Annotated in this window: 19 protein-coding genes; 12 read left to right on the top strand and 7 right to left on the bottom strand. The window is 66.9% G+C overall.

Annotation, left to right across the window (positions count from 1 at the left end; translation table 11 throughout):
- Nucleotides 1–13: 13 nt before the first annotated feature.
- The 4 genes from arsC to GOQ09_RS09940 all read left to right on the top strand — a co-directional run bounded on the left by arsC (nucleotide 14) and on the right by GOQ09_RS09940 (nucleotide 2869).
- Nucleotides 14–460 (top strand): arsenate reductase (glutaredoxin), encoded by a 447-nt coding sequence (arsC, locus tag GOQ09_RS09955; RefSeq protein WP_157613276.1) that lies wholly within the window; start codon nucleotides 14–16, stop codon nucleotides 458–460.
- A complete protein-coding gene (gene arsH, locus GOQ09_RS09950; RefSeq protein ID WP_157613275.1) occupies nucleotides 426–1163 on the top strand; it encodes an arsenical resistance protein ArsH in 738 nt (245 codons plus the stop codon). The genes arsC and arsH overlap by 35 nt, the downstream gene beginning before the upstream one ends.
- A gap of 98 nt (nucleotides 1164–1261) precedes the next feature.
- Nucleotides 1262–1453 (top strand): hypothetical protein, encoded by a 192-nt coding sequence (locus tag GOQ09_RS09945; protein WP_157613274.1) that lies wholly within the window; start codon nucleotides 1262–1264, stop codon nucleotides 1451–1453.
- Between the two features lie 51 nt (nucleotides 1454–1504).
- Nucleotides 1505–2869 (top strand): NUDIX domain-containing protein, encoded by a 1365-nt coding sequence (locus GOQ09_RS09940; RefSeq protein ID WP_157613273.1) that lies wholly within the window; start codon nucleotides 1505–1507, stop codon nucleotides 2867–2869.
- A 13-nt stretch (nucleotides 2870–2882) separates the two neighbouring features.
- Here GOQ09_RS09940 and GOQ09_RS09935 read toward each other — a convergent pair whose 3' ends face one another.
- Nucleotides 2883–7022 (bottom strand): CheR family methyltransferase, encoded by a 4140-nt coding sequence (locus GOQ09_RS09935; protein WP_157613272.1) that lies wholly within the window; start codon nucleotides 7020–7022, stop codon nucleotides 2883–2885.
- A 265-nt stretch (nucleotides 7023–7287) separates the two neighbouring features.
- Between GOQ09_RS09935 and GOQ09_RS09930 the strand changes: the two genes are divergently transcribed.
- The 3 genes from GOQ09_RS09930 to GOQ09_RS09920 all read left to right on the top strand — a co-directional run bounded on the left by GOQ09_RS09930 (nucleotide 7288) and on the right by GOQ09_RS09920 (nucleotide 10758).
- Entirely contained in the window at nucleotides 7288–8067 is a 780-nt protein-coding gene (locus tag GOQ09_RS09930) for an OBAP family protein (protein WP_157613271.1), read from the top strand.
- Between the two features lie 89 nt (nucleotides 8068–8156).
- Nucleotides 8157–9350 carry a polysaccharide pyruvyl transferase family protein gene (locus GOQ09_RS09925; protein ID WP_242631057.1) on the top strand — a complete coding sequence of 398 codons (1194 nt, stop codon included), beginning with the start codon at nucleotides 8157–8159 and terminating at the stop codon, nucleotides 9348–9350.
- Nucleotides 9319–10758, top strand: a complete 1440-nt coding sequence (locus tag GOQ09_RS09920) for a Coenzyme F420 hydrogenase/dehydrogenase, beta subunit C-terminal domain (protein WP_242631056.1) — start codon at nucleotides 9319–9321, stop codon at nucleotides 10756–10758. Before GOQ09_RS09925 ends, GOQ09_RS09920 begins: the two co-directional genes overlap by 32 nt.
- 17 nt (nucleotides 10759–10775) lie before the next feature.
- Here the strand turns inward: GOQ09_RS09920 and GOQ09_RS09915 are convergent, their stop codons facing one another.
- Nucleotides 10776–11033, bottom strand: coding sequence for a hypothetical protein (locus GOQ09_RS09915; protein WP_157613270.1), 258 nt, complete (start codon nucleotides 11031–11033; stop codon nucleotides 10776–10778).
- 196 nt (nucleotides 11034–11229) lie between these two features.
- Between GOQ09_RS09915 and GOQ09_RS09910 the strand changes: the two genes are divergently transcribed.
- The 3 genes from GOQ09_RS09910 to GOQ09_RS09900 all read left to right on the top strand — a co-directional run bounded on the left by GOQ09_RS09910 (nucleotide 11230) and on the right by GOQ09_RS09900 (nucleotide 14406).
- A complete protein-coding gene (locus GOQ09_RS09910) occupies nucleotides 11230–11766 on the top strand; it encodes a DUF2244 domain-containing protein (RefSeq protein ID WP_157613269.1) in 537 nt (178 codons plus the stop codon).
- A gap of 180 nt (nucleotides 11767–11946) precedes the next feature.
- Nucleotides 11947–13512 carry a cytochrome c oxidase subunit I gene (gene ctaD / locus GOQ09_RS09905; protein WP_242631115.1) on the top strand — a complete coding sequence of 522 codons (1566 nt, stop codon included), beginning with the start codon at nucleotides 11947–11949 and terminating at the stop codon, nucleotides 13510–13512.
- 78 nt (nucleotides 13513–13590) lie between these two features.
- The gene (locus tag GOQ09_RS09900; protein WP_242631055.1) at nucleotides 13591–14406 is read left to right on the top strand and encodes an SIR2 family NAD-dependent protein deacylase; all 816 of its coding nucleotides are present in this window, start codon (nucleotides 13591–13593) and stop codon (nucleotides 14404–14406) included.
- Nucleotides 14407–14443: 37 nt separating this feature from the next.
- Here the strand turns inward: GOQ09_RS09900 and GOQ09_RS09895 are convergent, their stop codons facing one another.
- Nucleotides 14444–14680, bottom strand: coding sequence for a hypothetical protein (locus GOQ09_RS09895; RefSeq protein WP_157613267.1), 237 nt, complete (start codon nucleotides 14678–14680; stop codon nucleotides 14444–14446).
- A 262-nt stretch (nucleotides 14681–14942) separates the two neighbouring features.
- On the opposite strand from GOQ09_RS09895, the gene GOQ09_RS09890 reads away from it, so the two are divergent.
- Nucleotides 14943–15515 carry a hypothetical protein gene (locus GOQ09_RS09890; protein ID WP_157613266.1) on the top strand — a complete coding sequence of 191 codons (573 nt, stop codon included), beginning with the start codon at nucleotides 14943–14945 and terminating at the stop codon, nucleotides 15513–15515.
- Nucleotides 15516–15536: 21 nt separating this feature from the next.
- On the opposite strand, the gene GOQ09_RS09885 is transcribed toward GOQ09_RS09890, so the two are convergent.
- Both GOQ09_RS09885 and GOQ09_RS09880 read right to left on the bottom strand, forming a co-directional pair.
- A complete protein-coding gene (locus tag GOQ09_RS09885) occupies nucleotides 15537–15749 on the bottom strand; it encodes a KGG domain-containing protein (protein ID WP_242631054.1) in 213 nt (70 codons plus the stop codon).
- 130 nt (nucleotides 15750–15879) lie between these two features.
- Nucleotides 15880–16377 carry a ferritin-like domain-containing protein gene (locus GOQ09_RS09880; RefSeq protein ID WP_157613264.1) on the bottom strand — a complete coding sequence of 166 codons (498 nt, stop codon included), beginning with the start codon at nucleotides 16375–16377 and terminating at the stop codon, nucleotides 15880–15882.
- Between the two features lie 209 nt (nucleotides 16378–16586).
- Between GOQ09_RS09880 and GOQ09_RS09875 the strand changes: the two genes are divergently transcribed.
- Complete coding sequence (locus tag GOQ09_RS09875; RefSeq protein WP_126748683.1) at nucleotides 16587–17510, top strand: manganese catalase family protein; 924 nt, start codon at nucleotides 16587–16589, stop codon at nucleotides 17508–17510.
- A gap of 18 nt (nucleotides 17511–17528) precedes the next feature.
- Here GOQ09_RS09875 and GOQ09_RS09870 read toward each other — a convergent pair whose 3' ends face one another.
- Both GOQ09_RS09870 and GOQ09_RS09865 read right to left on the bottom strand, forming a co-directional pair.
- Nucleotides 17529–18473, bottom strand: a complete 945-nt coding sequence (locus tag GOQ09_RS09870) for a chemotaxis protein CheB (protein WP_157613263.1) — start codon at nucleotides 18471–18473, stop codon at nucleotides 17529–17531.
- Nucleotides 18474–18628: 155 nt separating this feature from the next.
- Nucleotides 18629–23242, bottom strand: coding sequence for a PAS domain S-box protein (locus GOQ09_RS09865; protein ID WP_242631114.1), 4614 nt, complete (start codon nucleotides 23240–23242; stop codon nucleotides 18629–18631).
- Nucleotides 23243–23293: the final 51 nt, after the last annotated feature.

Raw genomic sequence — 23293 nt, 5'->3', positions numbered from 1 at the left:
CATAATTGGTCAAATGCAATCGACCAACTCATCCATCACCATCTTTCACAACCCGGCGTGCGGCACCTCGCGCAACACGCTGGCGCTGATCCGCAACAGCGGCGAAGAGCCCCGCGTCGTCGAATACCTCCAGACGCCGCCCGGAAAGGAGACCCTGCTCGAGCTGCTCGCCGCCATGAAGATGCAGCCCCGCGCGCTGCTGCGCGAAAAGGGAACACCCTATGCCGAACTCGGGCTGGCCGATCCAAAGTGGACGGACGAACAACTGGTCGACTTCATGCTTGCGCACCCCATCCTGATCAACCGGCCCATCGTGGCCACATCCCTGGGCACCCGGCTGTGCCGCCCTTCCGAAGAAGTGCTCGACATTCTTCCTTCGCCGCAAAAAGGCCCCTTCACCAAGGAAGACGGCGAAGTCGTCATCGATGCGGAGGGCCGCCGTGTCAAATCCGCTGCCTGAGCTTCCGAACATCGATGCTGCCCTGTTCGACCGGCCCTCGCGCGAGCGCCTGTCCGGCAACGCACCGGCGCGCCATGCACCGCGCTTTCTGCTGCTGTACGGATCGCTGCGCGACCGCTCCTACAGCCGCTTGCTGACCGAAGAAGCCGCACGGCTGCTGCAGGCCATGGGCGGCGAGACGCGCATCTTCAACCCCGCCGGCCTGCCCCTGCCGGACAGCGCCCCCGACGACCATCCCAAGGTGCAGGAGCTGCGCGACCTGGCGCAATGGGCCGAAGGAATGGTGTGGTGCTCGCCCGAGCGCCACGGTTCGATGACCGGCATCATGAAGGCGCAGATCGACTGGATTCCGCTGAGCATGGGCGCCGTCCGGCCCACGCAGGGCAAGACGCTCGCGGTCATGCAGGTGTCGGGTGGCTCGCAATCGTTCAATGCGGTAAACCAGTTGCGCGTGCTCGGGCGCTGGATGCGCATGCTCACCATTCCCAACCAGTCCTCCGTTGCCAAGGCTTTTCTCGAGTTCGACGAAGCCGGGCGAATGAAGCCCTCTTCTTATTACGAGCGGGTGGTCGACGTGATGGAAGAACTGGTGAAGTTCACCCTGCTCACGCGCGATGCGGCCGGCTACCTGGTCGACCGCTACAGCGAGCGCCGGGAAAGCGCCGAAGAGCTTGCCAAGCGGGTGAACCAGCGCGCCATCTAGGGCGCTCTGTTCGCGCCGCGTCCTACGCCGGCATGCAGGCTGTCTCCGACACCGGCGTGCAGAGGCGCCAGTAACGTGGGTTCATTCAGGAGGCATGCATGAGCCCATCCAAGCCGAACCCTACCCGCAGCCCGCGAACCGTTCAGCCCGCCACGAGCCAGCGGGCGCCGGTTACCAAGAAATCCGAAGGCCCGGTGGCCACGCCCAAGGTCAACGAAGGCGCATCGCTGGGCAAGTCCGCCAACTCTTCCGCCGGCGGTGCGGCAGGACAGCTGACACCCAAGGACTGAAGCGAAAGTGCAGTGGAAAGGCGGGTGCCCGTTGGCCGACAATCGGCGCCCATGAATGCCAAGCCATCGGCAACGGCCCCGGCGAACCCGCCGCAGCCAGCGCCCCGCCCCACCCGCACTGCGGCCACATTGATCCTCTTGCGCGACGGCGCCGAGGGCATGGAAGTGCTGCTGCTGCGCCGCGCCGAGAAGGCCGACGACCAGAACAGCGGCGCCAGCGTGTTCCCCGGCGGCGTGGTCGACACGCACGACCGCAGCCTGCACCTGATGTGCAAGGGACTCGATGACGCAGGCGCGAGCAGGCGGCTCGGCGTGGCCGAAGGCGGACTCGACTACTACGCCGCCGCCGTGCGCGAATGCTTCGAGGAAGCGGGCGTGCTGTTCGCCTGCGATGCCGAAGACCGCGTGGTCGAGCTCGACCGGTTGCCCGCCTCGCGCCTCGAAGCCATGCGGCACGCCGCAGAGCAAGGCACCGACGCGCTGCTGGCCATGTGCGATGCGCAAGGCTGGCGTCTCGCGGTCGACCGGCTGGCGTACTTCAGCCACTGGCTCACGCCGCCTGGCATGCCGCGCCGTTTCGACACCCGCTTTTTTATCGCAGAGATGCCCGCCGGACAAAGCGTGAAGCCGGACGGCCGCGAAACCGTCGAGCACATGTGGCTCAAGCCCGCAGACGCGGTACTCCCGGACCGCGGGCTCAAGCTGATGAACGTGACGCGCCGTACGCTCGAGCAGCTGGCCGCATTCGAAAGCACCGCCAGTTGCATGGCCCATGCGCGCGGCCTGGCCGGCATTGCGCTGAACATGCCGCGCCTGGCCGACGGGCCTGCCGGACGACGCGCGGTGAACATCGACGAGGCGGCCTATCAGGAGATCAGCCGCCTCGACCCCGATGGCACCGGCCATGCGCGCTATGCGCTCGAGGCCGGCCTGGCCATGCAGTTGTCCGCCCGCGTGCGGCGAGTGACGGGCAGCGCCGGCGCGTCGTCGGCGGAACCGGGTGCCAACAGCTATTTCGTCGGCGGCGAAAGCGGCTCGTGGGCATTGATCGACCCACTGCCGCACGGCACGGTGCCGAGCGACCTGCTGCGCAACGCGGCACCGGGAGAGGTGCGATGGCTGCTCTCGACAGCCCCGCGCACCGAGGCGGCCGAGAACGCGCTCGAGAGCCTGCGATCGTCGTGGCCCGGTGCCGTGGTGCTGTGGCCTGCTCCTGGCGAATCGCTCGACCTGGGTGGCGCCACGCTGGTGGCCCGGTCCGCTCCAGGCGGCACCTCAGCTCCCGCGCTTCAGTTTCTGCTGGCCGAGGAGCGCACGCTGTTCACCGGCGCAGCCGACCCAGCCGCCGTACATGCCAGCGACGAGGTCGAATGGATTGCGCCTGCCAACGGCTTCCTGCTGCGGCACGGCGCCTGAGGCGCACACACGCTCACAGCTTGCCGATGGCCGCCTTGAGTTCGTCGATGGAGGCGGGCTTGGGCAAGTGCGCGTTGAAGCCGGCCTCCAGCGCGCGGCGTGCATCGGCGCGCCGGCCGAAGCCGGACATGGCAATGGAGCGCAACTCGCGCGTCTCCGGCCGCCGCCGCACTTCGGCTATGAACTGGTAGCCGTCCATCTCGGGCATGCCGAGGTCGGACACCAACAGGTCGTAGACATTCGATTCGAGCAGTTCCAGGCCCTTTTTTGCGCTTGGCGCAATGTCGACAATCGCGCCCTCGAGCCTCAGCACCTCGGCAAACGGGGCCAGCGCGTCGGCATAGTCGTCCACCGCGAGCACGCGCCAGCCGCGCAGGCTCACTTCGGCCGGGGCTTTTTCCACCACCGCTTCTACCGCCACCCCCACGCGGGGCAGCCACACGCTGAACTCGGCCCCCAGGCCCAGCCCCGGTGAATGCACTTCGACGCGGCCACCGTGGGCCCGCGTCAGTTCATGCACCAGTGCCAGGCCGATGCCGAGCCCGCCGTTGGCGGGCGTCGCGTCGCTGCTGGCCTGGTTGAACATGCCGAACACATGCGGCAGGAACTCCGCCGCAATGCCGCAGCCGGTGTCGGCCACGGTCAGCTTGCCGAAGCTCTCGTCGGCTGTAACGCGCACCGTGATGCGGCCGCCGTCCGGCGTGAACTTCACCGCGTTGCTGAGCAGGTTCCACACGATCTGCTCCATGCGTATGCGGTCGCCGTTGCACAGCACGCCGGCTTCGCAGTTCGCGTCCAGCGCCAGCTTCTTGCCCGCCACATCGTTCACCGCGGCTTGCGCCGTGGTCTGCACCAGTTCGCCCAGGTCGACGGGCACGCGATTGAGCCGCAGCTTGCCGGTGCGGATGCGCGAGAGGTCGAGCAGGTCGTTGATGATGCGCGTCTGGCTCGCCACGGCGCGCTTGATGGTTTCGCCCAGCCGCCGCACCGCCGGTACCTCTGCGGTGGCCGGCATATGCATCAGCAGCTCGGCGTTCATCTGGATGAGGTTGAGCGGCTGCTTCAGTTCGTGCGACATCACCGCCAGGAACTTATCCTTCAGCTCGTTGGCCGCCTGTGCGCTGAGACTGGCCTTCTTTTCCTTGAAGAGCCTGTGCTCCTGCGCAAGCTCATGCTGCTTGGTGCCCGTCATGTCGCGCGCGATCTTGGCAAAGCCGCCGCCCGCGGCGGATTCCATCGGCGTGGTCACGCCGCTGCAGAAAAAGCGGCTGCCGTCCTTTCGCTGGTGCCAGCGCTCGTCTTCGGCCCGGCCAAGCTCCACCGCGCGGCGCATCTCGCGTTCGGGCACGCCGTTGGCCTGGTCTTCGGCGGTGAAGATCACCGCCAGGGGCCGGCCGATCATCTCTTCCTCGCTGTAGCCGAAGATGCGCTGGGCGCCGGCGTTCCAGGTGGTGATCTGGCCCTGGTCGTCGCTGGTGATGATGGCAAAGTCGCGCGTGGTCGCGGCCACCATGCGCAGCCGCTCTTCGCCCGCGCGCACTCTCTCTTCCGCGGCGCGCAGCTCGGTAATGTCGAAGAAGTTCAGGATCGCGCCTTCGATCTTGTCTTCCGCCGTGCGGTACGGGAGTATTCGCGCCATGAAGTGCCGCCCGTCCACGCTGGTCACGTGCCGCTCGGTAATGCGCAAATCCTTGAAAGCCGAGGCCGTGTCTTCCGCAAGCTCCGGGTAGTTGAGCCGGCTCGTAATGTCGAACAGCGAACGCCCCAGGTCCGACGGAATCAGGTTGAACAGCTTGCTCGCATGCGGCGTGTAGCGCTTGATGTGCATGCCCCGGCTCACGAACACCGTTGCAATCTCCGACGAGGCAATGAGGTTCTGCAGGTCGTCGTTGATGTGGCCGCGCTCTTCCACCTTCATCTTGAGCTCGAAGTTCACCGTCACGAGCTCCTCGTTCATCGACTGCAGCTCTTCCTTGCTGGTCTCGAGCTCTTCGGTGGCGGAGCGCAACTCTTCGTTGATGGCCTGCAGTTCCTCGTTGGAGGCCTTCAGTTCCTCGGTCGAGGTTTCGGCGCCTTCGATGGTTTCCTGCAGATGCAGCTTGAGCTGGCGAATCTGGTCTTCCATCTGGCCGATGAGCAGCTCGCGCGCCGCATCGGCCGGCTCGTCGCCTTCCGGACGCACGCTGTCCTCGACCTCGTCGAACACCACCAGCGTGAGCCTCGGCGCGTCCTTGTCCTCGCCATCGCCCCGCTGCAGGGGGCGCACGGTGATGTTCAGGAACACCTGGCTCCCGTCGTCCCGCCTCTGCATCAGGCGCGTTTCCACGCTGCCCGAGGTTTGTGCGGCCTTGAAGAGCGCGGTGCGCAGTTCCAGCCGCAAGTCGGGCCGCACGTTGTTCAACAGGTTGTTCGACGGCTCGCCCCCAGCGCGCTCGAGAAACCGGCCGACACCGCTGGACAGGTGCAGCACCTCGTGCTCGCTGTTGATCAGCACGCTCGGCGGCGAGAACTGCTCGAGCGCGCGCTGGTGCAGCTCGGCAAAGCTCAGGCGTTCGGCGCGCTTGGGCGAGCGCAGCGCTTCCATGGGGCCGGGCGAGCCCGCTTTGAACGGCGTGTCGCTGATGAGCGGCATGTGGCGCCCGGTCGGCAATTCGGGGTTCGCGCGGTAGATGCGGTTCTTCTTGTCGACCGCGGTGAAGAGGCTGCCCACCGCATCGATCGATTCCGAAGTGCCCAGGAACAAGTAGCCCCCCGGCCGCAGCGCAATGCGGAACATCTCCAGCACATGCGCCTGCGCCGCACGGTCCAGGTAGATCAGCAGGTTGCGGCAGCAGATGATGTCCAGCCGCGAGAACGGCGGATCGCGCAGCAGGTTGTGCAGCGCAAACAGCACTGGCTCGCGTACCGAGGTCGTCACGCGGTACTGGTCCTGCTCGGGCACAAAGAACTGCTGCAGCCGAGACGGAGAAATGTCCTCCGCAATGCCCTGCGCATAGAGTCCCCTGCGCGCCGTGGAAATCGCCCGCCCGTCGATGTCGGTGGCAAAGATCTGTACGTCGAGCGGCTTGGCCTGCCGGTCGATCTGCTCGCGCAGCAGGATGCTCAGCGAATAGGCCTCCTCGCCGGTGGCGCAGCCCGCCACCCAGGCGCGCACCTGCTCGCCGGGCTGCCTGGCCTCGATCAGCTTGGGAAGCACGTCTTGCTCGAGTGCCTCGAAGGCTTCGGGGTCTCGAAAGAAGTTGGTCACGCTGATGAGCATGTCCTGCAGCAGCGGCACCGCCTCATCGGGATGGTCGTGCAAGAAGTCGCGGTAGGCCGGCAGGTCGGCCAGGCGGTTCACCTGCAGCCGGCGTTCGATGCGGCGCAGCACCGTCGCGCGCTTGTAGTGCCGAAAGTCGTGCCGCGTGTAGGTGCGCAGCAGGCCCATGATCTCCTGCAGCGCTTTTTCGGCCCGCCTGCCTGCATCGCCCGTGTCGGGCTCCTGCACGAGTTCCGCGTTCTCGCCGTAAGGCATGCGAATGCGCTGCGCGTTGCGCCAATGCTCGACCAGGTGTTCGCCCATTTCGGCGGCGGGCAGCACGATGTCGACCATGCCCGTTGCAATGGCGGCGCGCGGCATGCCGTCGTGCGCCGCGTCTTCGGGCGACTGCGCCATGGCAAGTCCGCCGTGCTCCTTCACGCGCGTGAGCCCCACCGCGCCGTCGCTTCCGGTGCCCGACATCACGACGCAGACGGCCCGCTCCTTGTGCACTTCGGCCATGGTGCGAAAGAACAGGTCCACGGCCAGGTGCTGGCCCTTGACCCGCTCGCTGGGCGCCACCTGCAGGTGGCCGTCGTTCATCGTCAGTTCGACGCCGGGCGGAATCACATACACATGGTCCGCTTCGACCGGCACCGTCTGCGTGACCTGCATCACAGGCATTTGCGTGCAGCGCTGCAGTATTGCAGCCGCATTGCTCTCATGCTTGGGCGACAGGTGCAGGATGACGACGAAAGCCATGCCCCCATCGGCCGGCATCTGCTCGAAGAAGCGGATCAGCGCCTCCAGCCCCCCCGCGGAGGCGCCAATGCCGACGACCGGGAAACTCAGCGTGCTGGGCGTGAGCTTGCGTTTGTCGGCGGAAGAAGGCGAAGGCGGATTCGATGTGGGCATTGAGATGTCATTGCGGGGCCGCGGCCCCGGAGCCTGCCGCGTACGGCATTCGGTTCTGAAATTCTGCCCCTTGTGGCCGCCATATTCCGGATTTCAGGTCGGTTTTTTCCCTGATTTTCGCGGTTTGCGCCTTGCAGAACGGCCAAGCCCACAGGCAACGGGGGTTTTCGCGCTGTTCCTACACACCGCGTCGGCCGCCTCTTGCCGCCGGCGGGCGCCTGTGGCGCATGGTCGCTGTTTTCGCTTCTCCCCCTTGAGGACCACCATGCAAGCCACGCCATTGCGATTCCTCCTTCCGCTTGCCCTGGGCGGGCTGCTCGCGGCATGCGGCGGCAGCAATACCGATTCCAGCGTCGATTCGCCGGGTGCCGGCAAGAGCGCAAAAACCGCCACGCTCGAAGCCGGCGCCGCTGCCCTGCAGGACAAGCCGCCCCTCGATGCGTTGAACGCGTACCTGGACGGCTTTCATTTCTACAGCGGCAACATGCAGGCCCAGATGGAGGCGCACCACTACTGCTCGGTACTGAACGAAGAGCTGATCCAGTGCGTGATCTATGACGGCAATGTGAAAAACGCGAGGATCATGGGCGTCGAATACATCGTGAGCGAGCGGCTTTTCAAGTCGCTGCCGCCACAGGAAAAGGCCTTGTGGCACAGCCATGTGCACGAGGTCAAGTCCGGCCAGCTCATCGCGCCCGGCATTCCGCAGGCCGCCGAGCACGAGCTCATGAAGAAGCTCGTCGGAACCTACGGCAAGACCTTTCACACCTGGCACACCGACATGCACAAGGAACTCCCCACCGGCGTTCCGCAGCTCATGATGGGATTCACCGCCGACGGGCAGGCCAACGCCGACATGGTGGCGCAGCGCGACAAGCGCTTCGGCGTCGATTCCGCGGAGAAGAAAAAGAACCGCGAGGACATTCCCGCCCCCGCCATTGCCGAAGGCGCGGACAGCTGGCAAAAAGGCAAGGCGATGCAGATTGCAGACCCCACCGGCCCCGGGCCGCATGACGCGCACGGGGCACCGGTTCCCGGCAAGTAGGACGACTGCCATCGCCATGAGGCGCGCGCACCGGCCGACGGCACGTCGTCCGACGCATTGCCCGCGGTGCAATGCCTAGCGTCGGACCGATGCAACCGCCCGCCCTCACCCTCGCCTTCGACTCGTCCGCGCACTCGTCCGCGCATCCGCCGGCGCCCTGCGCAGCGCAGCCGATGAACATCGGCGTGCTCACCTTTCATCGCTGCATCAACTACGGCTCCTACTGGCAGGCGCGCCTGCTGGTGGAAGCACTGCGAAACATGGGCCACTGCGCCGTGCTGCTCGACCATCACTCGCACCGCGTGAACATGGCCGAGTGGCGCTGCGCCCTTCAGCCGGTGCTGCCCACCCCGGTTTCTCCAGCGGACCGCACGCTCTATGCGCACAAGACGCGCAAGTTCCTGGCGTCGATCGCCTCGCTCCCGCTCTCGCGCCCGTTCGCGCTGGAGAACCCGCAGGGCATGGAGGCATTCGACGCCGTGGTTGTCGGCAGCGACGAGGTGTGGAACCTCTCCCATCCCTGGTACGGGCGCTGCCCGCTGTTCTTCGGTGAACGGATCCGCGCCAGGCGGCTCGTGGCCTACGCGGCAAGCTTCGGCAACTACCCGGCCGAGCACGGTTTGCCGCAACAGTGGGCAAGCGTGCTGCACAAATTTCAAAGCGTGTCGGTGCGCGACGCCAACTCTCGCGCGCTGCTGGGCAAGGCACTGGGCCATGCGCCCGAACTGGTGCTCGACCCTTGCCTGCAGTTCGCACCGCCGCCCGAACCCGTCGAGCTGCACCGCAAGAGCGCGCGGCCGCCGCGCCATGTGGCCGTGTATGGCCACAACTTCAGCGACTGGTTCGCGGCGCGCATGCGCGAGTGGGCGCGCAAGCGGAACATGCGCCTGGTGAGCATCGGCTACCGCAACGACTGGGCCGACACCCAGTGGCTCGCCGCCGGACCCGAAGACTTCGCCCGCTTCATGGCCGACGCGGACGCGGTGGCGACCAACTTCTTTCACGGCTGCGTCTTTGCACTGCGAAACCGCAAGCCCTTTCTCTGCGAGAACTCGGCCTACCGCGCGATAAAGATCCACGATTTGTTGTCTGCACTGGGCGCGCAGCACCACTTGGCGCATGCAGGTACGCCTGCTTCGCATTGCAACGCGGTGTTGTCCGAAGCTCTCGCGTCTTCGGTGGAGGCGCGCATTGCGGCCCTGCGCGCCTCGTCGGCAAACTACCTCCATCAGGCGCTGCGGGAAGAACTGGATGTCCCCGCACGGGAGCGTGCCCATGCATGAGCCGCGGCCGCAGCTGACACCGGCCAGCATCGTGCGCTCGGGCCTTTGCATCGGGTGCGGCAGCTGCGTCGCGCAGTCGCGCAGCGAGCAGCCGGCTGCCTTCGCGAACGACGGCGAAGCGCCTCGCATGCGGCTCGACGCGCACGGCGAACTCAAGCCCCAGGGCCCCGCGGAGTGGCTGCGCCAGGGCCCCGCCGCCTTCTCGCGCACATGCCCCTTCTCTCCGGCAGCGCGCAACGAAACCGAGGTCGCAGACGACCTGTTCCCCGGTGCCGCTCACACCGACGCGCTGGTGGGCCGTTTCGATGGCGCCTATGTGGGGCATGCCGACGAAGGAAGCTTTCGCGCACAAGGCAGTTCCGGGGGCATGGTCAGCTGGACCGCCTCAGAGCTGCTGCGCGCCGGGCTGGTCGACGCAGTGGCCCACGTGCTGCCGTCTGGAGGCGACCGCTTCTTTCGCTATGGCCTGTCGCGCACGCCCGAGGAGATCGGCACCGGCGCCAAGTCGCGCTACTACCCGGTGGAAATGTCGGAAGTGCTCGAGACGATTCGCACCGTTCCCGGCCGCTATGCCGTGGTCGGCGTGCCGTGCTTCATCAAGGCCGTGCAGCTGTTGCGGCGCGAAGACCCGCTGATGCGCGAGCGTATCGCGTTCACGCTGGGCCTGTTTTGCGGCCACATGAAAAGCGCGCGCCTCGTCGAGAGCTTCGCCTACCAGATGGGCGTGAACGTCGAAGACATCCGCAGCGTGGAATACCGGCTGAAAGACGAGCGGCGGCCCGCCAACTGGTACACCGCGCAGTTCGTGCTGCGCGATGGCCGCAGTGTGCAGCGCGACTGGTTCCACCTGGCGGAGGGCGACTGGGGATCGGGGTTCTTCCAGAACGAAGCCTGCAATTTCTGCGACGACGTGGTTTCGGAGACGGCGGACATTTCCTTCGGCGATGCATGGGTGGAGCCCTATGCGTCGGACGGGCGCGGAACCAACGTGGTGATCGTCCGCTCACCGATGCTGCATGAGCTCGTTGCCAACGCCATGGCGGCCGGGCGCCTGAACCTGGCCCCGGTCGATGGGGCGTTTCTCGCGCAAACGCAGGCAGCGGGTTTTCGCCAACGGCGCGAAGGCCTGGCCTACCGGCTCACCTGGCGGCGCCGCGGCCTGCAACCGGTCAAGCGGGTGCGCCCCGGCCGGACGCTGCCCTGGCGCCGAAAGCTCATCTACCGCATGCGCGCCGCCATTACGCGCTGGAGCAGGCGCCTGTTCGCAGCCGCACGATGGGCGGGCGGCCGTTCGCTCTACGTGCACTGGGCGCAAGGTGCGCTGTCGTTCTATCACGCACTGGCCTATTCGCGGGGGCGCATCGGCTCATGGGTAGCGCGGCTGGCGCCCGACGACCGCAGCGGCTGAAGCCCTGCGCCGCGAGCTCAGCCGCCGCCAACGCCCACGTTCACCTTGCCCGTGCCGCCGCACTCGGGGCAGCTATCGCCGCCCTCGCGGCGTCCGCTGCCGCCGCACAGCCGGCAAACGGTTTCCCCGGTCCCTGGAGTGCCGCGCGGGGCCTCGTCGCCGGGCTGCATGGGCGGGGGTTGCACCAGGTCGACCGATGCGCCCGGGTCTTCTTCGCCCGCGACCGACTCCGAGAACGCGCCGGGCCGGATCTGCTTGACCGAATCCTTGTTCATGCCTGTCTGCTCCGTAGAAAGTGGCACACGGCAGCAAGCATCGGCCGCATGTAAAGGCGCCGCGCCAGCAGACGTCCACAGGCACCGTCGGATAGCACCCACAGCCCCGGCGGCACCGCGCATGGGCATGCCGCTTGCCGAAACAGGCGCGGCGCGCGCCCCGTTTCCGCGATCGTGCCCACAGCCGGAGAAGAAGTTGCCAAGCCCCGCCGACCACACCGCACTTGCCGACGCACAAGCCCAGGTTTTCGAGCCCGGCAGCGCGCACGCCCCGGTGCGCTGGAACCTTCGGCGCAACGTTTCAATGAAGCCGCGCGTCTTCATGCTGCACATCGGCGCGGCGGCCGGCATCAGCTGCGCGATCGGCATCGGGTTCTGCATTGCAGGCTATCCGCTGGTGCTGGCCTTCTGCGCCTGCCAGGCCCTTGCGCTTTTGGCTGCCATGGTCCACTACGCGGTTCATGCGCTCGACGGCGAGCAGCTGGTGCTCACCGGCGAGGCGCTCGAAGTGCGATGCACGCGCGGCTTCCGCTCGCACACCGTTCGCCTCAACCCTTGCTGGACGCGGCTCGAATGCACGGCGAGCGCCGAGCCACCCACGCTGTGCAGCGGCGGCACCCGCGTGCCCGTTGCGGTGTACCTGGCCGAGCCGCAGCGCCGCCGGTTTGCCGCGGAGTTCAGCCGCATGCTCGCTGGCGCCCGGATGCCGGCCGCGGCCGATCGCGAGTCGTAGCGCGCCCTCACCCGCGCCATCGCCTTTACCCGCGCAGCACGCCGGGCACGCGGCTTGCCGAGGGCGAATGGCCTTCACCCACGCGCCACCACCATGAGCTCCACCCCGCATCAATTTTCTTCCCTTGCCGCGGCGAACGATGCAGTGCCGGACGGCCACGCGCATGATGAGCACCACGCCATGCCGTACGGTTGGCGCCGGTGGGTGCTGGCCACCAACCACAAGGACATCGGCACGCTCTACCTGCTGTTCAGCCTCACCATGCTGATGGTGGGCGGAGTGCTGGCGCTGGGCATTCGCGCCGAGCTCTTTCAGCCGGGGCTGCAGCTGCTCAACCCCGAGGTGTACAACCAGTTCGTCACCATCCACGGGCTGGTCATGGTGTTCGGCGCCATCATGCCGGCGTTCGTCGGCTTTGCGAACTGGATGATCCCGCTGCAGGTCGGCGCATCGGACATGGCCTTCGCGCGCATGAACAACTTCAGCTTCTGGCTGCTGCCGCCGGCCGGGCTGATGCTGATTGCGCCCTTCTTCACGGCCGACGGCGCCGCCGCTTCGGGCTGGACGCTCTACCCGCCGCTGAGCCTGCAGATGGGCCCCGCCATGGACGCCGGCATTTTTGCGGTGCACATCATGGGCGCGAGTTCGATCATGGGCGCCATCAACATCATCGTCACCATCCTGAACATGCGCGCTCCCGGCATGCAGCTCATGAAAATGCCGATGTTCTGCTGGACCTGGCTCATCACCGCCTACCTGCTGATCGCCGTGATGCCGGTGCTGGCCGGCGCGGTGACCATGCTGCTCACCGACCGCCACTTCGGCACCAGCTTCTTCAACCCCGCGGGCGGCGGCGACCCGGTGCTGTTCCAGCACATCTTCTGGTTCTTCGGCCACCCGGAGGTCTACATCATGATCCTGCCGGCCTTCGGCATCATCAGCCAGGTGGTTCCGGCCTTCTCGCGCAAGCGGCTGTTCGGCTATGCGTCGATGGTGTACGCCACGGCGTCCATCGCCATCCTGTCGTTCATCGTGTGGGCGCACCACATGTTCACCACCGGCATGCCGGTAACGGGGCAGCTGTTCTTCATGTACACGACCATGCTGGTGGCGGTGCCCACGGCGGTGAAGGTGTTCAACTGGATCGCGACGATGTGGCAGTCGTCGCTGACGCTCGAAACCCCGATGCTGTTTGCACTGGGCTTCATCTTCGTGTTTTCGATCGGCGGGCTCAGCGGGGTCATTCTTTCGATCTCGCCCATCGACATCCAGGTGCACGACACCCACTATGTGGTGGCGCACTTCCACTATGTGCTGGTGGCCGGCTCGCTGTTTGCCATGTTCTCTGGCTACTACTACTGGTCGCCCAAATGGACCGGCGTGATGTACGACGAGCTCCGCGGCCAGATCCACTTCTGGGTCTCCATCGTGAGCTTCAACGTCGGCTTCTTCCCGCTGCATTTTCTTGGCCTTGCCGGCATGCCGCGCCGCTATGCGGACTATCCGATGCAGTTTGCCGACTTCAACCACATCGCCAGCATCGGCGCCTTCGTCTTCGGGCTGGCACAGGCCTACTTCGTCCTCTTCATCGTGTGGCCGGCAATGAGGAAGCGCGGGCAACCCGCGCCCGCCAAACCCTGGGAAGGCGCCGAGGGGCTGGAGTGGGAAGTGCCTTCGCCCGCCCCCTTCCATACCTTCGAGACTCCGCCCCGGCTGGACAGCACTGCCACCCGGGTGGTCGGCTGAACCGTGCCGCCGGCAACGACGAAGCGACGCACCGCCAAGCGCACGAGTGCGCGTGCGCGCACTGCGCCGCGCATCGCGGTGCAAAAACCCGACGACGAAAAGCTCGCCCAGCTGCGCGAGGCCCATCGGCGCGGCAAGGTGGTGCTATTCGTGGGCGCAGGCATCTCGATGGAGCTGGGGCTGCCGCCGTGGTCGGCGCTCATCGAGCACATGGCGCGCGAACTCGGCATCGATGCGCGCTCCTTCGGCGACAAGGGCGGCTATCTCACGCTGGCCGAGTACTTCCGCCTCCGGCACGGCAGCATCGGCCCGCTGCGCAGCTGGATGGACCGCGAATGGCACCGCGGCGACGTCCGGGTGGAAAGCTCGCGCATCCACGAGCTGCTGGCCAAGGGCCGCTTCCCGATCATCTACACCACCAACTACGACCGCTGGCTGGAGACCGCCTTCGAGCACCACAAGGTGAAGTACACCAAGATCGTGAGCGTGGCCGACCTCGCCAAGCTGCATCCGGGCGTCACGCAGATCATCAAGTTCCACGGTGACCTGGAGGACGACGCCTCCATCGTGCTCGACGAGAGCAGCTACTTCGCCCGGCTCGACTTCGAGTCGCCGCTGGACATCAAGCTGCGCGCCGACGTGCTCGGGCGCTCGGTGGTCTTCATCGGCTACAGCCTCGCGGACGTGAACATCCGCTACCTGTTCTACAAGCTCTCGCGGCTATGGAAACAGTCGGTGCCCGACGTGGCGCAGCCGGTTTCCTACCTGTTCTCGCCTTCGGCCAACGAGGTGCAGCAGGCCGTGCTCGCGCAGTGGGGCATCGAGATGATTCCGCTGGCGCGGGACGATCCGTCGAAGGCCCTCGTCGAGTTCCTGGAAGCCGTGGTGGGGTAGCCCCGGAGATTCCGGCTCGGCGGCTCAGCGGCTCGCTCTAACGTCGCGTGTCCGGATCGGTCTCGCTTTTGTGCGGCTTGGGCGCGTCCCTGGGCGGAGGCTTCTCGCCCACCTGCATGCTTTGCGAGGCGTTGGTGCCGATGTCGCGCGAGCCCGGGTAGCCGTGGCGCTTGTTCGCCTCGCGGCCGATCTCGCTTCCCTCTTCAGGGCTGTCTTGCCCCACGGCGCGGTTCTGGTCGATGTTCACGGGCGATATTTCGGGAGGACGGGTCATTCTTTACTCCTGGATACCGGCTCGGCAGCATTGCCCAGCGGGTTTGCGATTCATGATGGCCGACACCGCGGCGCACCTTGTCGTCCTGGCGCCGAGGCCGCTGTAAGCCGCATACCGGGTCATGCGCGCCGGAAAAACTTGCGGCAAATAGCGGAACGAGCGGCAGCCCGATGCCCTTGCCCTTGCCCTTGCCCTTGCCCTGCTCCCGCGCCGGGCACGCCGTATGCCACGGAAAGTGTCGCCTTCAATGTTCCAGATTCACATGTCCCAATCTTCCATTGTCGATGACCCGAAGGATCTGAGCCGCTGCGTGCACGACGCGCGCAATGCGCTGGCCGCCATCTCGTCCGCGAGCGAGGTGCTCGCACGGGTCGAACTTCCGCATGACGTGTTGCACGAAGCGGCCGTCGTGGTGTCGCGGCAGGTCCGGCAGCTCTCGGCCCGGATGAGCGAACTCGTCGTCCATGCGCAGCGGGCCGCAGGCGAACCCGGCCGAGCGCTGGTCGTGTCGGACGACGCCAGGCTGCTGGCGGTGCTGGGCGGGCTTCTTTCGGATGCCGGCTACAAGGTCGATCTTGCTGCCAGCAGCGACGGCGGCTACCACGCCCTCATGAAGCGGGTGCCTGAAATCGCCGTGGTCGACGTGCGAACCTCGACCGGCACGGCGCTCTCGATGGCGCGGCGCGCGCGCGAGGCAGGCTTCGAAGGCCGCATGGTGGCCGTGTGGGGTTCCTCGCTGGCGCAAGAACAGCAGGACAAGGGCGGAATTGCCGGGTTCGACGCCGTGCTTGCAAGGACCTTCGAGCCCGCCGCCCTTCGCGCCGCGATCGCCTGACCGCGGCGGCCTGATATCTACTTACTCCTGCTGCGGCGTGGTCGCGGCAGCTCCCTGCGCCCGTGCACTCAGGCTCTTGGCCCTCGCGTTGCGGGCTTCCTCGGGGGTGAATTCATGGGCGAGCCCCAGTTCGTGGGCAGTGCGCCCGCCCTTCCTGGCGATCTCTCTCTGGCGTTCGGGGTCCATTCCTGCAAAACCGCGGCGGCTACGGATGCGCCCTTCTTGATCGTTCATTGTCATGCTTTCCTTCGCTCCGCGAACACAGTGCGGGCCTGTGCGCGCAACCGCTGCGCGCCGACCTCACTCGGGGCAAACGGCGTGCCCGCCCCGCAGAGGTGCGGGCATGGAAAGCTGACTCGCTCGCTTACTCCTCGGCAATGGCCTCTTCCATGGCCTGCGCCTCGGCCAGCGCGCTGAGCTTGCCGTCCGTGGCGGTTTCCTCGGCCAGCGAGGCTTCCAGCAAAGAGACGGCTTCGGTGTGTCCGAGTTTCTTGGCCAGCGTGCACAGCGAGTTGTAGCCCGCAATCTCGTAGTGCTCCACCTTGCGCGCCGCGCCGATCAACGCAGCATCGAGCACCGGGCCCTTCTCGATCTGGTCGATCAGCGAATCGCCTTCCTCGACCAGGCCGGCCATGCCTTCGCATTTGATGCGCTTGATCTTGATCTGCAGCAGCTCGGCGATCTGTTCGATGCGCTCGACCTGGCCGCGCGTCTCTTCCAGGTGAGTCTCGAAGGCCGAAGCCAGGCCCTCGTCGGTGGCGGCGCGGGCCAGCTTGGGCAACGAGCGCGTCATCTGCTTTTCGGCGCTGTAGGTGTCGGAGAGCTCGTGAACGAAAAGATCGGAGAGGCTTTTGACGGGCATGTTGATTCCTAAAAAAAGTTGGTGAAAGAAACAAGGCCGATGTTTGTGATGCGTGCGCACAGACCAAGCAAGGCTGCTTCCCAACGCCTTGTCAGTCTTCGCCGCACGCGCGGGGGGCACGCCGCTTGCCGCGAAAAAAGCGCGGCGATGCCGAAGGGCGCAGCCGTTCATTCATCAGACCCAGACCCAACCCAACGCAAGGAGTCCCCATGTTTTCTCACAACAAGCGACTGCAATACACGGTGCGCGTCAGCGAGACCAATCCCGGCCTCGCCAACCTCATGCTCGAGCAGTTCGGCGGCCCGCAGGGCGAGCTGGCCGCGGCCTGCCGCTATTTCACTCAGGCGCTCGGCGACGACGACCCGGGCCGCAAGGACATGCTGTTCGATATTTCGACCGAGGAGCTGAGCCACCTCGAGATCATCGGCACCATCGTCGGCATGCTCAACAAGGGCGCCAAGGGGCGGCTGGCCGAAGGCGTGGAAGAGCAAGGCGAGATGTACCGCACCATCACCGGCGCGGGCAACGACAGCCACATCACGCAGGTGCTCTACGGCGGCGGGCCGCCGCTGGTCAACTCCGCCGGCGTGCCTTGGACGGCCGCCTACATCGACACCATCGGCGAGCCCACGGCGGACTTGCGCTCCAACATCGCGGCCGAGGCGCGCGCCAAGATCGTGTACGAGCGGCTCATCAACCTGACCGACGATCCGGGCGTGAAGGACGCGCTGACCTTCTTGATGACTCGCGAGATCGCGCACCAGAAGTCTTTCGAGAAGGCGCTCTATTCCATCGAGCCCAACTTCCCGCCGGGCAAGCTGCCGGGCGACCCGCGCTTCACCAACGTGTACTTCCGCATGTCCAAGAGCGACGCGGACCTGCGCGGCCCCTGGAACCAGGGCGAGCGGTGGGACTTCGTACCCGTCACGCAAGAGTCGGGGCCGGTGGACGGCGGCGACGGCCTGGCCACGGTGGAGCTCAGCGACGCCGATGCACCGGTGCTGCAGCAGATGGCCGCGCGCACGCAGTCGCGCCCCGACGGCGATCCGCTCACGGGCGCGGAGCTTGGCATGGGCGAAGGCCCGGCGCTGCCCGCGGGCGCCGATGGCACCATGCCGCCAACAAAGAAGTAATGCGCAGGAACGAAGGGCTCAGCTCGCGTCGAAACTCGCGGGGCTGGGCGCCTTCAACGTGAGCTTGCGCAATGCGGCGCTCACGATCGCGAGCTGGTCGGCCTCGCGCAGCGACTCTTCGGCGTTGCCGACGCCTTCCGCCTTCTGGACCTCGGCCAGCCGCCGCAGGATGGATTCCTTCTCCTGCATGGTGCGCAGGCTGGTCCACAGGGCGGCGTCGGTCACCTGTTCCTGCGTGGCTGCAAGGCTGCGCGCGCTGAAGGCGTGGCCGGTGTGGCAGCGGTAGCGCACCGGGTGCTTGTCGTGCAGTTCGAACAGCACGCCCCCGCAGTCGGGGCAGCTGAACATGGAGGCCTCGCCGATCACCTTCAGGTTTTCCACAGTGCGCTCTCCCAAGGCCACGGCGTACTCGCGGCGCAACGCAGCCGACGGCTCCCAAGCCGGCAGTTCGCGGCGCGGCTGCGCCAACTGGAATAAAAACTGCCCCATTCCCCGCAGCGCGACCACGTGGTCCACCTGCACTGCGGCCATCGCGCTCTGCGGCATGCTGGGTTCATGGGCTTCGGCCGGGTCCTGCACCACGGCAATGCCGCCGCAATCCTTGATGGCGCGCAGGCCGGCGCTGCCATCGTCGAGCCTGCCGGTAAGCACCACGCCCACGGCGCGGGGGCCGTAATCCAGTGCGGCGGAACGGAACAACGGATCGATGGCGGGGCGGGCATGGTGTTCCTTGGGTCCACGCGTCAGGCGAACCACGCCGCCCTCGAGCAGCATGTGGTGGTCGGGGGGCGCGATGTAGATGGTGCCCGCTGCAGGAACGTCGCCCTGCTGCGCCTCGACGGCCCGGTTCGGCCCGCGGTCGTTGAGCAGGGAAGCAAGATGGCTGCGGTGGGCGCCGATGTGCTGCACAAAGAAAATCGGCGCGGGGAAACCGGCCGGCAGTTCAGCGACCAGATCGAGCATTGCATAGACGCCGCCCACGGAAGCGCCAATGAAAATGGCTTGGTTTTGGGGAACAGAGTTCAGCATTCCTGACCAGCAGAAGTACACGAAAGTACGTTGTCTTCCTGCAGGGCAAGCGGCATGCCCGGCGTGCCCCTGGGGTGTGCCCGGGAGCGTCAGCCGCCCGCGGCCGCTGCCCCGTCGCGCGCCCGCAGCAGGCGCTGAACGTCGGCCGCGGCCACCGGCTTCACCAGGTGCTCGTCGAACCCCGCCGCCAGTGCGGCAAGCTTGTCTTCGGGCTGGCTCCACCCCGTGGCGGCCACAAGAAGCATGCCGCGCCCCCACGGTTGCGCACGAATCCGGCGCGCCACCTCGTGGCCGTCGAGCCCGGGCATGCCGATGTCGAGCACGGCCGCATCCGGCCGGAAGTGCTCCGCCACCCGAAGCGCGTCGACCCCGTTGTCGGCGGTTTTTACGCTGAAGCCGGAGATCGACAGCATGCGCGCCATGCCCCAGAGGGCGTCCACGTTGTCGTCCGCAAGCAGCACGCGCTGCGGCGCACCCTCCGCCGCAGCACCCGGGGAGGCAGTTTCGGATTTCACGTACACCGGCACGGCTTCGGATGCGAGCGGCTCCGCGAGCGGAATGTGCACGGTGAACCGGCTGCCATGGCCGAGCCCCCTGCTCTCGCCGGTGACGGTGCCGCCATGCAGCTCGACGATATTGCGCACCAGCGCCAGCCCGATGCCCAGCCCGCCGGCCGAGCGATCGTGCGCGTGCACGCTCTGCGTGAACATCTCGAACATCGTGTCGACCGTGTCCGGGTCCATGCCGATGCCGTTGTCCGTGACGGTGAAGATCGCATGGCCTGCATCCGCATCGGCATGCACCGCCAGCTGGATCTCGCCTCTTTCCGGCGTGTACTTGGCCGCGTTGGACAGCAGGTTCGAGATCACTTGCGTCAGGCGCATCGGGTCGGCGTCCAGCGGAATCTCGGCGGCGAAGATGTCGAGCTCGAGCTTGTGGCGGCCCTGCTCCATCAGCGGGCGGGTGGCCTCCAGCGCCGCATCGACGATGTTCTGCGCCGTGACCCGCTCGCGCCGCAATACCAACCGGCCACGGCGCAGGCTGGACACATCGAGCAGGTCGCCCAGCAGCACCTTCATGGCTGCCGCCTGGCGCCGCACCACGCGCGCGGCGCGCGCCTGCTCCTGCGTGGGAAGCTCCTCAGGCGCCAGCAGTTCGGCGGCGCCGCTGATCGAGGCGAGCGGATTGCGTAGCTCGTGCGAGAGCACGGCCAGAAAGCGGTCCTTGGCCGCGTCGGCGGCTTCGAGCGCCTGGCGCGCGGCCTCGTTGGCGCGCAGCGCATCGAGCAGTTCGCCGCGGCTTTGCTCCACCTCCTGCTGCGCCGCGCGCTGCTCGCTCTGGTCGCGCAGCACCTTCACCATGCCGACGACCGCACCCTCGCTGTTGTGCATGGGCATGAGCGCGCCGCTGGCCCAGAAGCGCGAGCCGTCCTTGCGCTGGTGCAGCCGGTCGTCGGCCGCCCTGCCGGCGCTGAGCGCGGTTCGGGCCTCTTCCAGCGGGGCGCCCGCCGCGCGGTCTTCCTCGGTAAAGATGATGTCGGCCGACCGGCCCAGGATCTCGGCCTCGGTGTAGCCCAGGAGCCGCTCGGCGCCGGTGTTCCAGCTTTTGACGCAGCGCTCCATGTCGACCGAGAAGATCGCGTAGTCGACCGCGTTTTCCAGCATCAGCCGGAAGCGCTCCTCGCTTTCGCGCAGCGCTTCTTCGGCGGCCCTGCGCTCGCTGATGTCGCTGCACACGATGAGCGCGGAATCAGGCTTGCCGCCCGCATCCGTGAGCACCGTCACGCTCTTGTGCAGCCAGATGAAGGAGCCGTCCTTGCGAACATTGCGGCTCTCGCTCTGGAACGGTTCGCCGTATTGGGCCAGCCGCGCGAACAGCGCCGAGATGGCCGGCTTGTCGGCGGCGTGCACCAGGTCGAGCGCGCTCACGCCGGCGAGCTCGTTCTCGCCGTAGCCCATGAGCTCGTGATAGCAGGTGTTGGCAAAGGTGATCTCGCCGTCGAGCCGGGTTTGCGCCACGCCCACCGAGGCCTGGTTGACGATGGCGCTGAAGCGCTCTTGCGACTGCCGCAGCGACTCCTGCGCCTCCTTGCGCTCGGTGATGTCCACGAAGGTGAGCACCACGCCGGCAATGCGGTCTTCGATGGTGCGGTAGGGCCGCACGCGCGCCAGGTACCAGTTGCCGGCGCTGTCGCCCACTTCGCGCTCGGAGGGCTGCAGCGTCTGGAGCACCTTGCGCGCATCCGCCGCAAGCTGCGGGTAGTCCAGCGGCGTGGTCAGGTCCGAGAGCGGCCGCCCGACGTCGGTGGCAATCAGCTTGAAGATGGCCACCGCGCTCGGCGTGAAGCGGGTCACGTGGAACTCGCGGTCCAGAAACACCGTGGCAATGGCGGTCGCATCCATCAGGTTCAGCATGTCGCTGTTGGCCTGGCCGAGATCGTCCACCTTGCTCTTGAGCTCGTGGTTGACGGTGGTGAGCTCTTCGTTGATGGACTGCAGTTCTTCGCGGCTGGTCTCGAGCTCCTCGGTCGCAGAGTGAAGCTCTTCGTTCATGGCGTGCAGTTCCTCGTTGCTCGCCTTGAGTTCCTCGGTCGATGTCTCGTACTGCTCCACGGTCTCGCGCAACTGCGACTTCAGGCGCGTCACCTCGCGCTCCAGGTGCTCGGCAATGGGCTCCGCATCCACGCGCGGAACCACGATGCTGCCGCGCGCGCCGGAGGGCTCGGCCTCGCGCAGCAACACCAGCAAGCCGCCGCCGATTTCTTCCACCGGCATCACATGGAGCGACACCTCTGCTTCGGCTTGGCCCAGCCGCACCCGCACCGGCGCCACTTCGACAGGTTGGCGCCTTTCGTTCACGTGATAGAGCGCGGTCTGCAGCTCGGCCTTCAGGTCGGGCACGATGGCGCGCAGCACGTTGCGCGAGGGCTCGCCGCCGCTGAAGTGCAGGAACGGCGTTGCCGCGGGCGAGACGTGCAGCATCTCGTGGTCGGAATCCAGCAGGATGGACGGCGGCGCCAGGCGGTCGAGCAGCCGCAGGTGCAGCTCGCCCCAGGTCATGGTGCGGCCGTCGGAGAGCGGCGCCAGCGCGCTGCGCTGCAGCTGCGCGAACGCCGCCCCCGGAATCACGGGCAGCGCGCGCTTGACGTCCAGCGCCAGCGCGGCGCTGCTGCGGCCCGTAGGCACCGGCAGTGCGGCCTTGGGCGCATGGCGATGCGCATAGATGCGGTGCTTCTTGTCGAGCACCGAGAACAGCGGGCTGTCCTCGTCCACCGCCTCAGATGCGCCGATGAACAGCCGGCCGCCGGGCACCAGCGCAAAGTGCAGCGTCTCGAATACGCGGGCCTGCGCCTCCCGGTTGAGGTAGATGAGCAGGTTGCGGCAGGTGGCCAGGTCTACGCGCGAGAACGGCGAATCCTTCAGCACGTCGTGCACCGCGAACAGCACCATTTCGCGCAGCTCGCGGCGCACGCGGTAGCCGCGCTGTTCACGGATGAAGAAGCGCCGCAGCCGATCTTCCGAGACATCGGCCTCGCTGACCATGGGGTAGATGCCTTCACGGGCGGCGCGCACCGCGTCTTCGTCCAGGTCGGTGGCAAAGATCTGGATGGACGGCGGGCTTTCCAGCATGCGGGCATGCTCGCTCAGCAGCATCGCAACCGAATAGGCCTCTTCGCCGGTAGCGCAAGCCACCACCCACACGCGAATAGTGTCGGCCGATGTCTTGTTGCGGAACAGCTCGTGCACCATGCCTTCCAGCGCCGAAAAGCATTCGCCATCGCGAAAGAAATTGGTCACGCTGATCAGCATGTCCTGCAGCAGCGCGCCGGCCTCGCCGGGGCGCGTGCGCAGGCAATCCAGGTAGGCGGCCAGGTCGCTCACGCCGTTCACCTGCATGCGGCGGCCGATGCGCCGCAGCACGGTGGCCCGCTTGTAGTTGACAAAATCGCGCCCGCTGCGGCTTCGCACGAAGGCCAGCACCTCGCGGAAAGCCGCCTCGTCCACATCCGGCGCGGGCGGTGCATCGTCTTCGCTGTCCGGCAGTTGCTCGGGCGGCAGCTTCAGTTGCCGTTCGATGCGGTAGTAGGCGCCAATGCGCGCGCCCATTTCACGCACCGGCAGCACCCAGTCGATCATGCCGGTGGCAATGGCCGACTGCGCCATGCCGTTGTGGCGGGTTTCCTGCGGGTCTTGCGCGACCGTGAGGCCGCCGCGCTCCTTGATGCGCTTGACACCGATGGTGCCGTCGCTGTCCACGCCCGAAAGAACCACCGCAATGGCGTGGGGCCCGTGGGTGTCGGCCAGCGTGCGAAAGAAAAAGTCGACTGCCATGTGGCGGGCCTGGCCCGGCGGAAGCGCCGCCAGTTCGATGAGCTCGCCGCGTGTGCGCAGCGTCCTGCCGGGCGGAACCACGTACACCGTGTCGCGCTCGATGCGCTGCCTGCCACCGACCGGCACCACCCGCATCCGGGTGGACCGCGCCAGCACCTGCACCAGCGCATGCTCATGCGCCGCGGGCAGGTACAGAACGACCACGAAGGCCATGCCCGTGTCTGCCGGCGTGGCCTCCAGGAACTCGCCCACGGCCTCGATGCTGCCCGCCGAGCCTCCGAGCCCGACGACGGGCAGCATGCGATAGCCCCGCGACGGCACGGCGTCGTCGATCTGATCGCCCAGTGCTTCCTCGGCATGGTCGGGATTCATTTCATCCAATGCGCTTTCTCCTTCTTGCTCTTCGGCAAACGGCGTACCGAC

Origin of the sequence: Variovorax paradoxus, assembly GCF_009755665.1 — a bacterium.
In the GTDB taxonomy this organism is placed as follows: domain Bacteria; phylum Pseudomonadota; class Gammaproteobacteria; order Burkholderiales; family Burkholderiaceae_C; genus Variovorax; species Variovorax paradoxus_G.
Note: the sequence above shows the minus strand (reverse complement) of the source record. Positions and strands in the feature narration are given on the sequence as shown.

Coding starts and splice junctions, on each gene's coding strand:
- arsH (WP_157613275.1), top strand. CDS start 426: ATGCGGAGGGCCGCCGTGTCAAATCCGCTGCCTGAGCTTCCGAACATC.
- ctaD (WP_242631115.1), top strand. CDS start 11,947: ATGCCGTACGGTTGGCGCCGGTGGGTGCTGGCCACCAACCACAAGGAC.
- GOQ09_RS09945 (WP_157613274.1), top strand. CDS start 1,262: ATGAGCCCATCCAAGCCGAACCCTACCCGCAGCCCGCGAACCGTTCAG.
- GOQ09_RS09915 (WP_157613270.1), bottom strand. CDS start 11,033: ATGAACAAGGATTCGGTCAAGCAGATCCGGCCCGGCGCGTTCTCGGAG.
- GOQ09_RS09885 (WP_242631054.1), bottom strand. CDS start 15,749: ATGAACGATCAAGAAGGGCGCATCCGTAGCCGCCGCGGTTTTGCAGGA.
- GOQ09_RS09875 (WP_126748683.1), top strand. CDS start 16,587: ATGTTTTCTCACAACAAGCGACTGCAATACACGGTGCGCGTCAGCGAG.
- GOQ09_RS09890 (WP_157613266.1), top strand. CDS start 14,943: ATGTCCCAATCTTCCATTGTCGATGACCCGAAGGATCTGAGCCGCTGC.
- GOQ09_RS09930 (WP_157613271.1), top strand. CDS start 7,288: ATGCAAGCCACGCCATTGCGATTCCTCCTTCCGCTTGCCCTGGGCGGG.
- GOQ09_RS09935 (WP_157613272.1), bottom strand. CDS start 7,022: ATGCCCACATCGAATCCGCCTTCGCCTTCTTCCGCCGACAAACGCAAG.
- GOQ09_RS09940 (WP_157613273.1), top strand. CDS start 1,505: ATGAATGCCAAGCCATCGGCAACGGCCCCGGCGAACCCGCCGCAGCCA.
- arsC (WP_157613276.1), top strand. CDS start 14: ATGCAATCGACCAACTCATCCATCACCATCTTTCACAACCCGGCGTGC.
- GOQ09_RS09870 (WP_157613263.1), bottom strand. CDS start 18,473: ATGCTCGATCTGGTCGCTGAACTGCCGGCCGGTTTCCCCGCGCCGATT.
- GOQ09_RS09895 (WP_157613267.1), bottom strand. CDS start 14,680: ATGACCCGTCCTCCCGAAATATCGCCCGTGAACATCGACCAGAACCGC.
- GOQ09_RS09920 (WP_242631056.1), top strand. CDS start 9,319: ATGTCCCCGCACGGGAGCGTGCCCATGCATGAGCCGCGGCCGCAGCTG.
- GOQ09_RS09880 (WP_157613264.1), bottom strand. CDS start 16,377: ATGCCCGTCAAAAGCCTCTCCGATCTTTTCGTTCACGAGCTCTCCGAC.
- GOQ09_RS09865 (WP_242631114.1), bottom strand. CDS start 23,242: ATGAATCCCGACCATGCCGAGGAAGCACTGGGCGATCAGATCGACGAC.
- GOQ09_RS09925 (WP_242631057.1), top strand. CDS start 8,157: ATGCAACCGCCCGCCCTCACCCTCGCCTTCGACTCGTCCGCGCACTCG.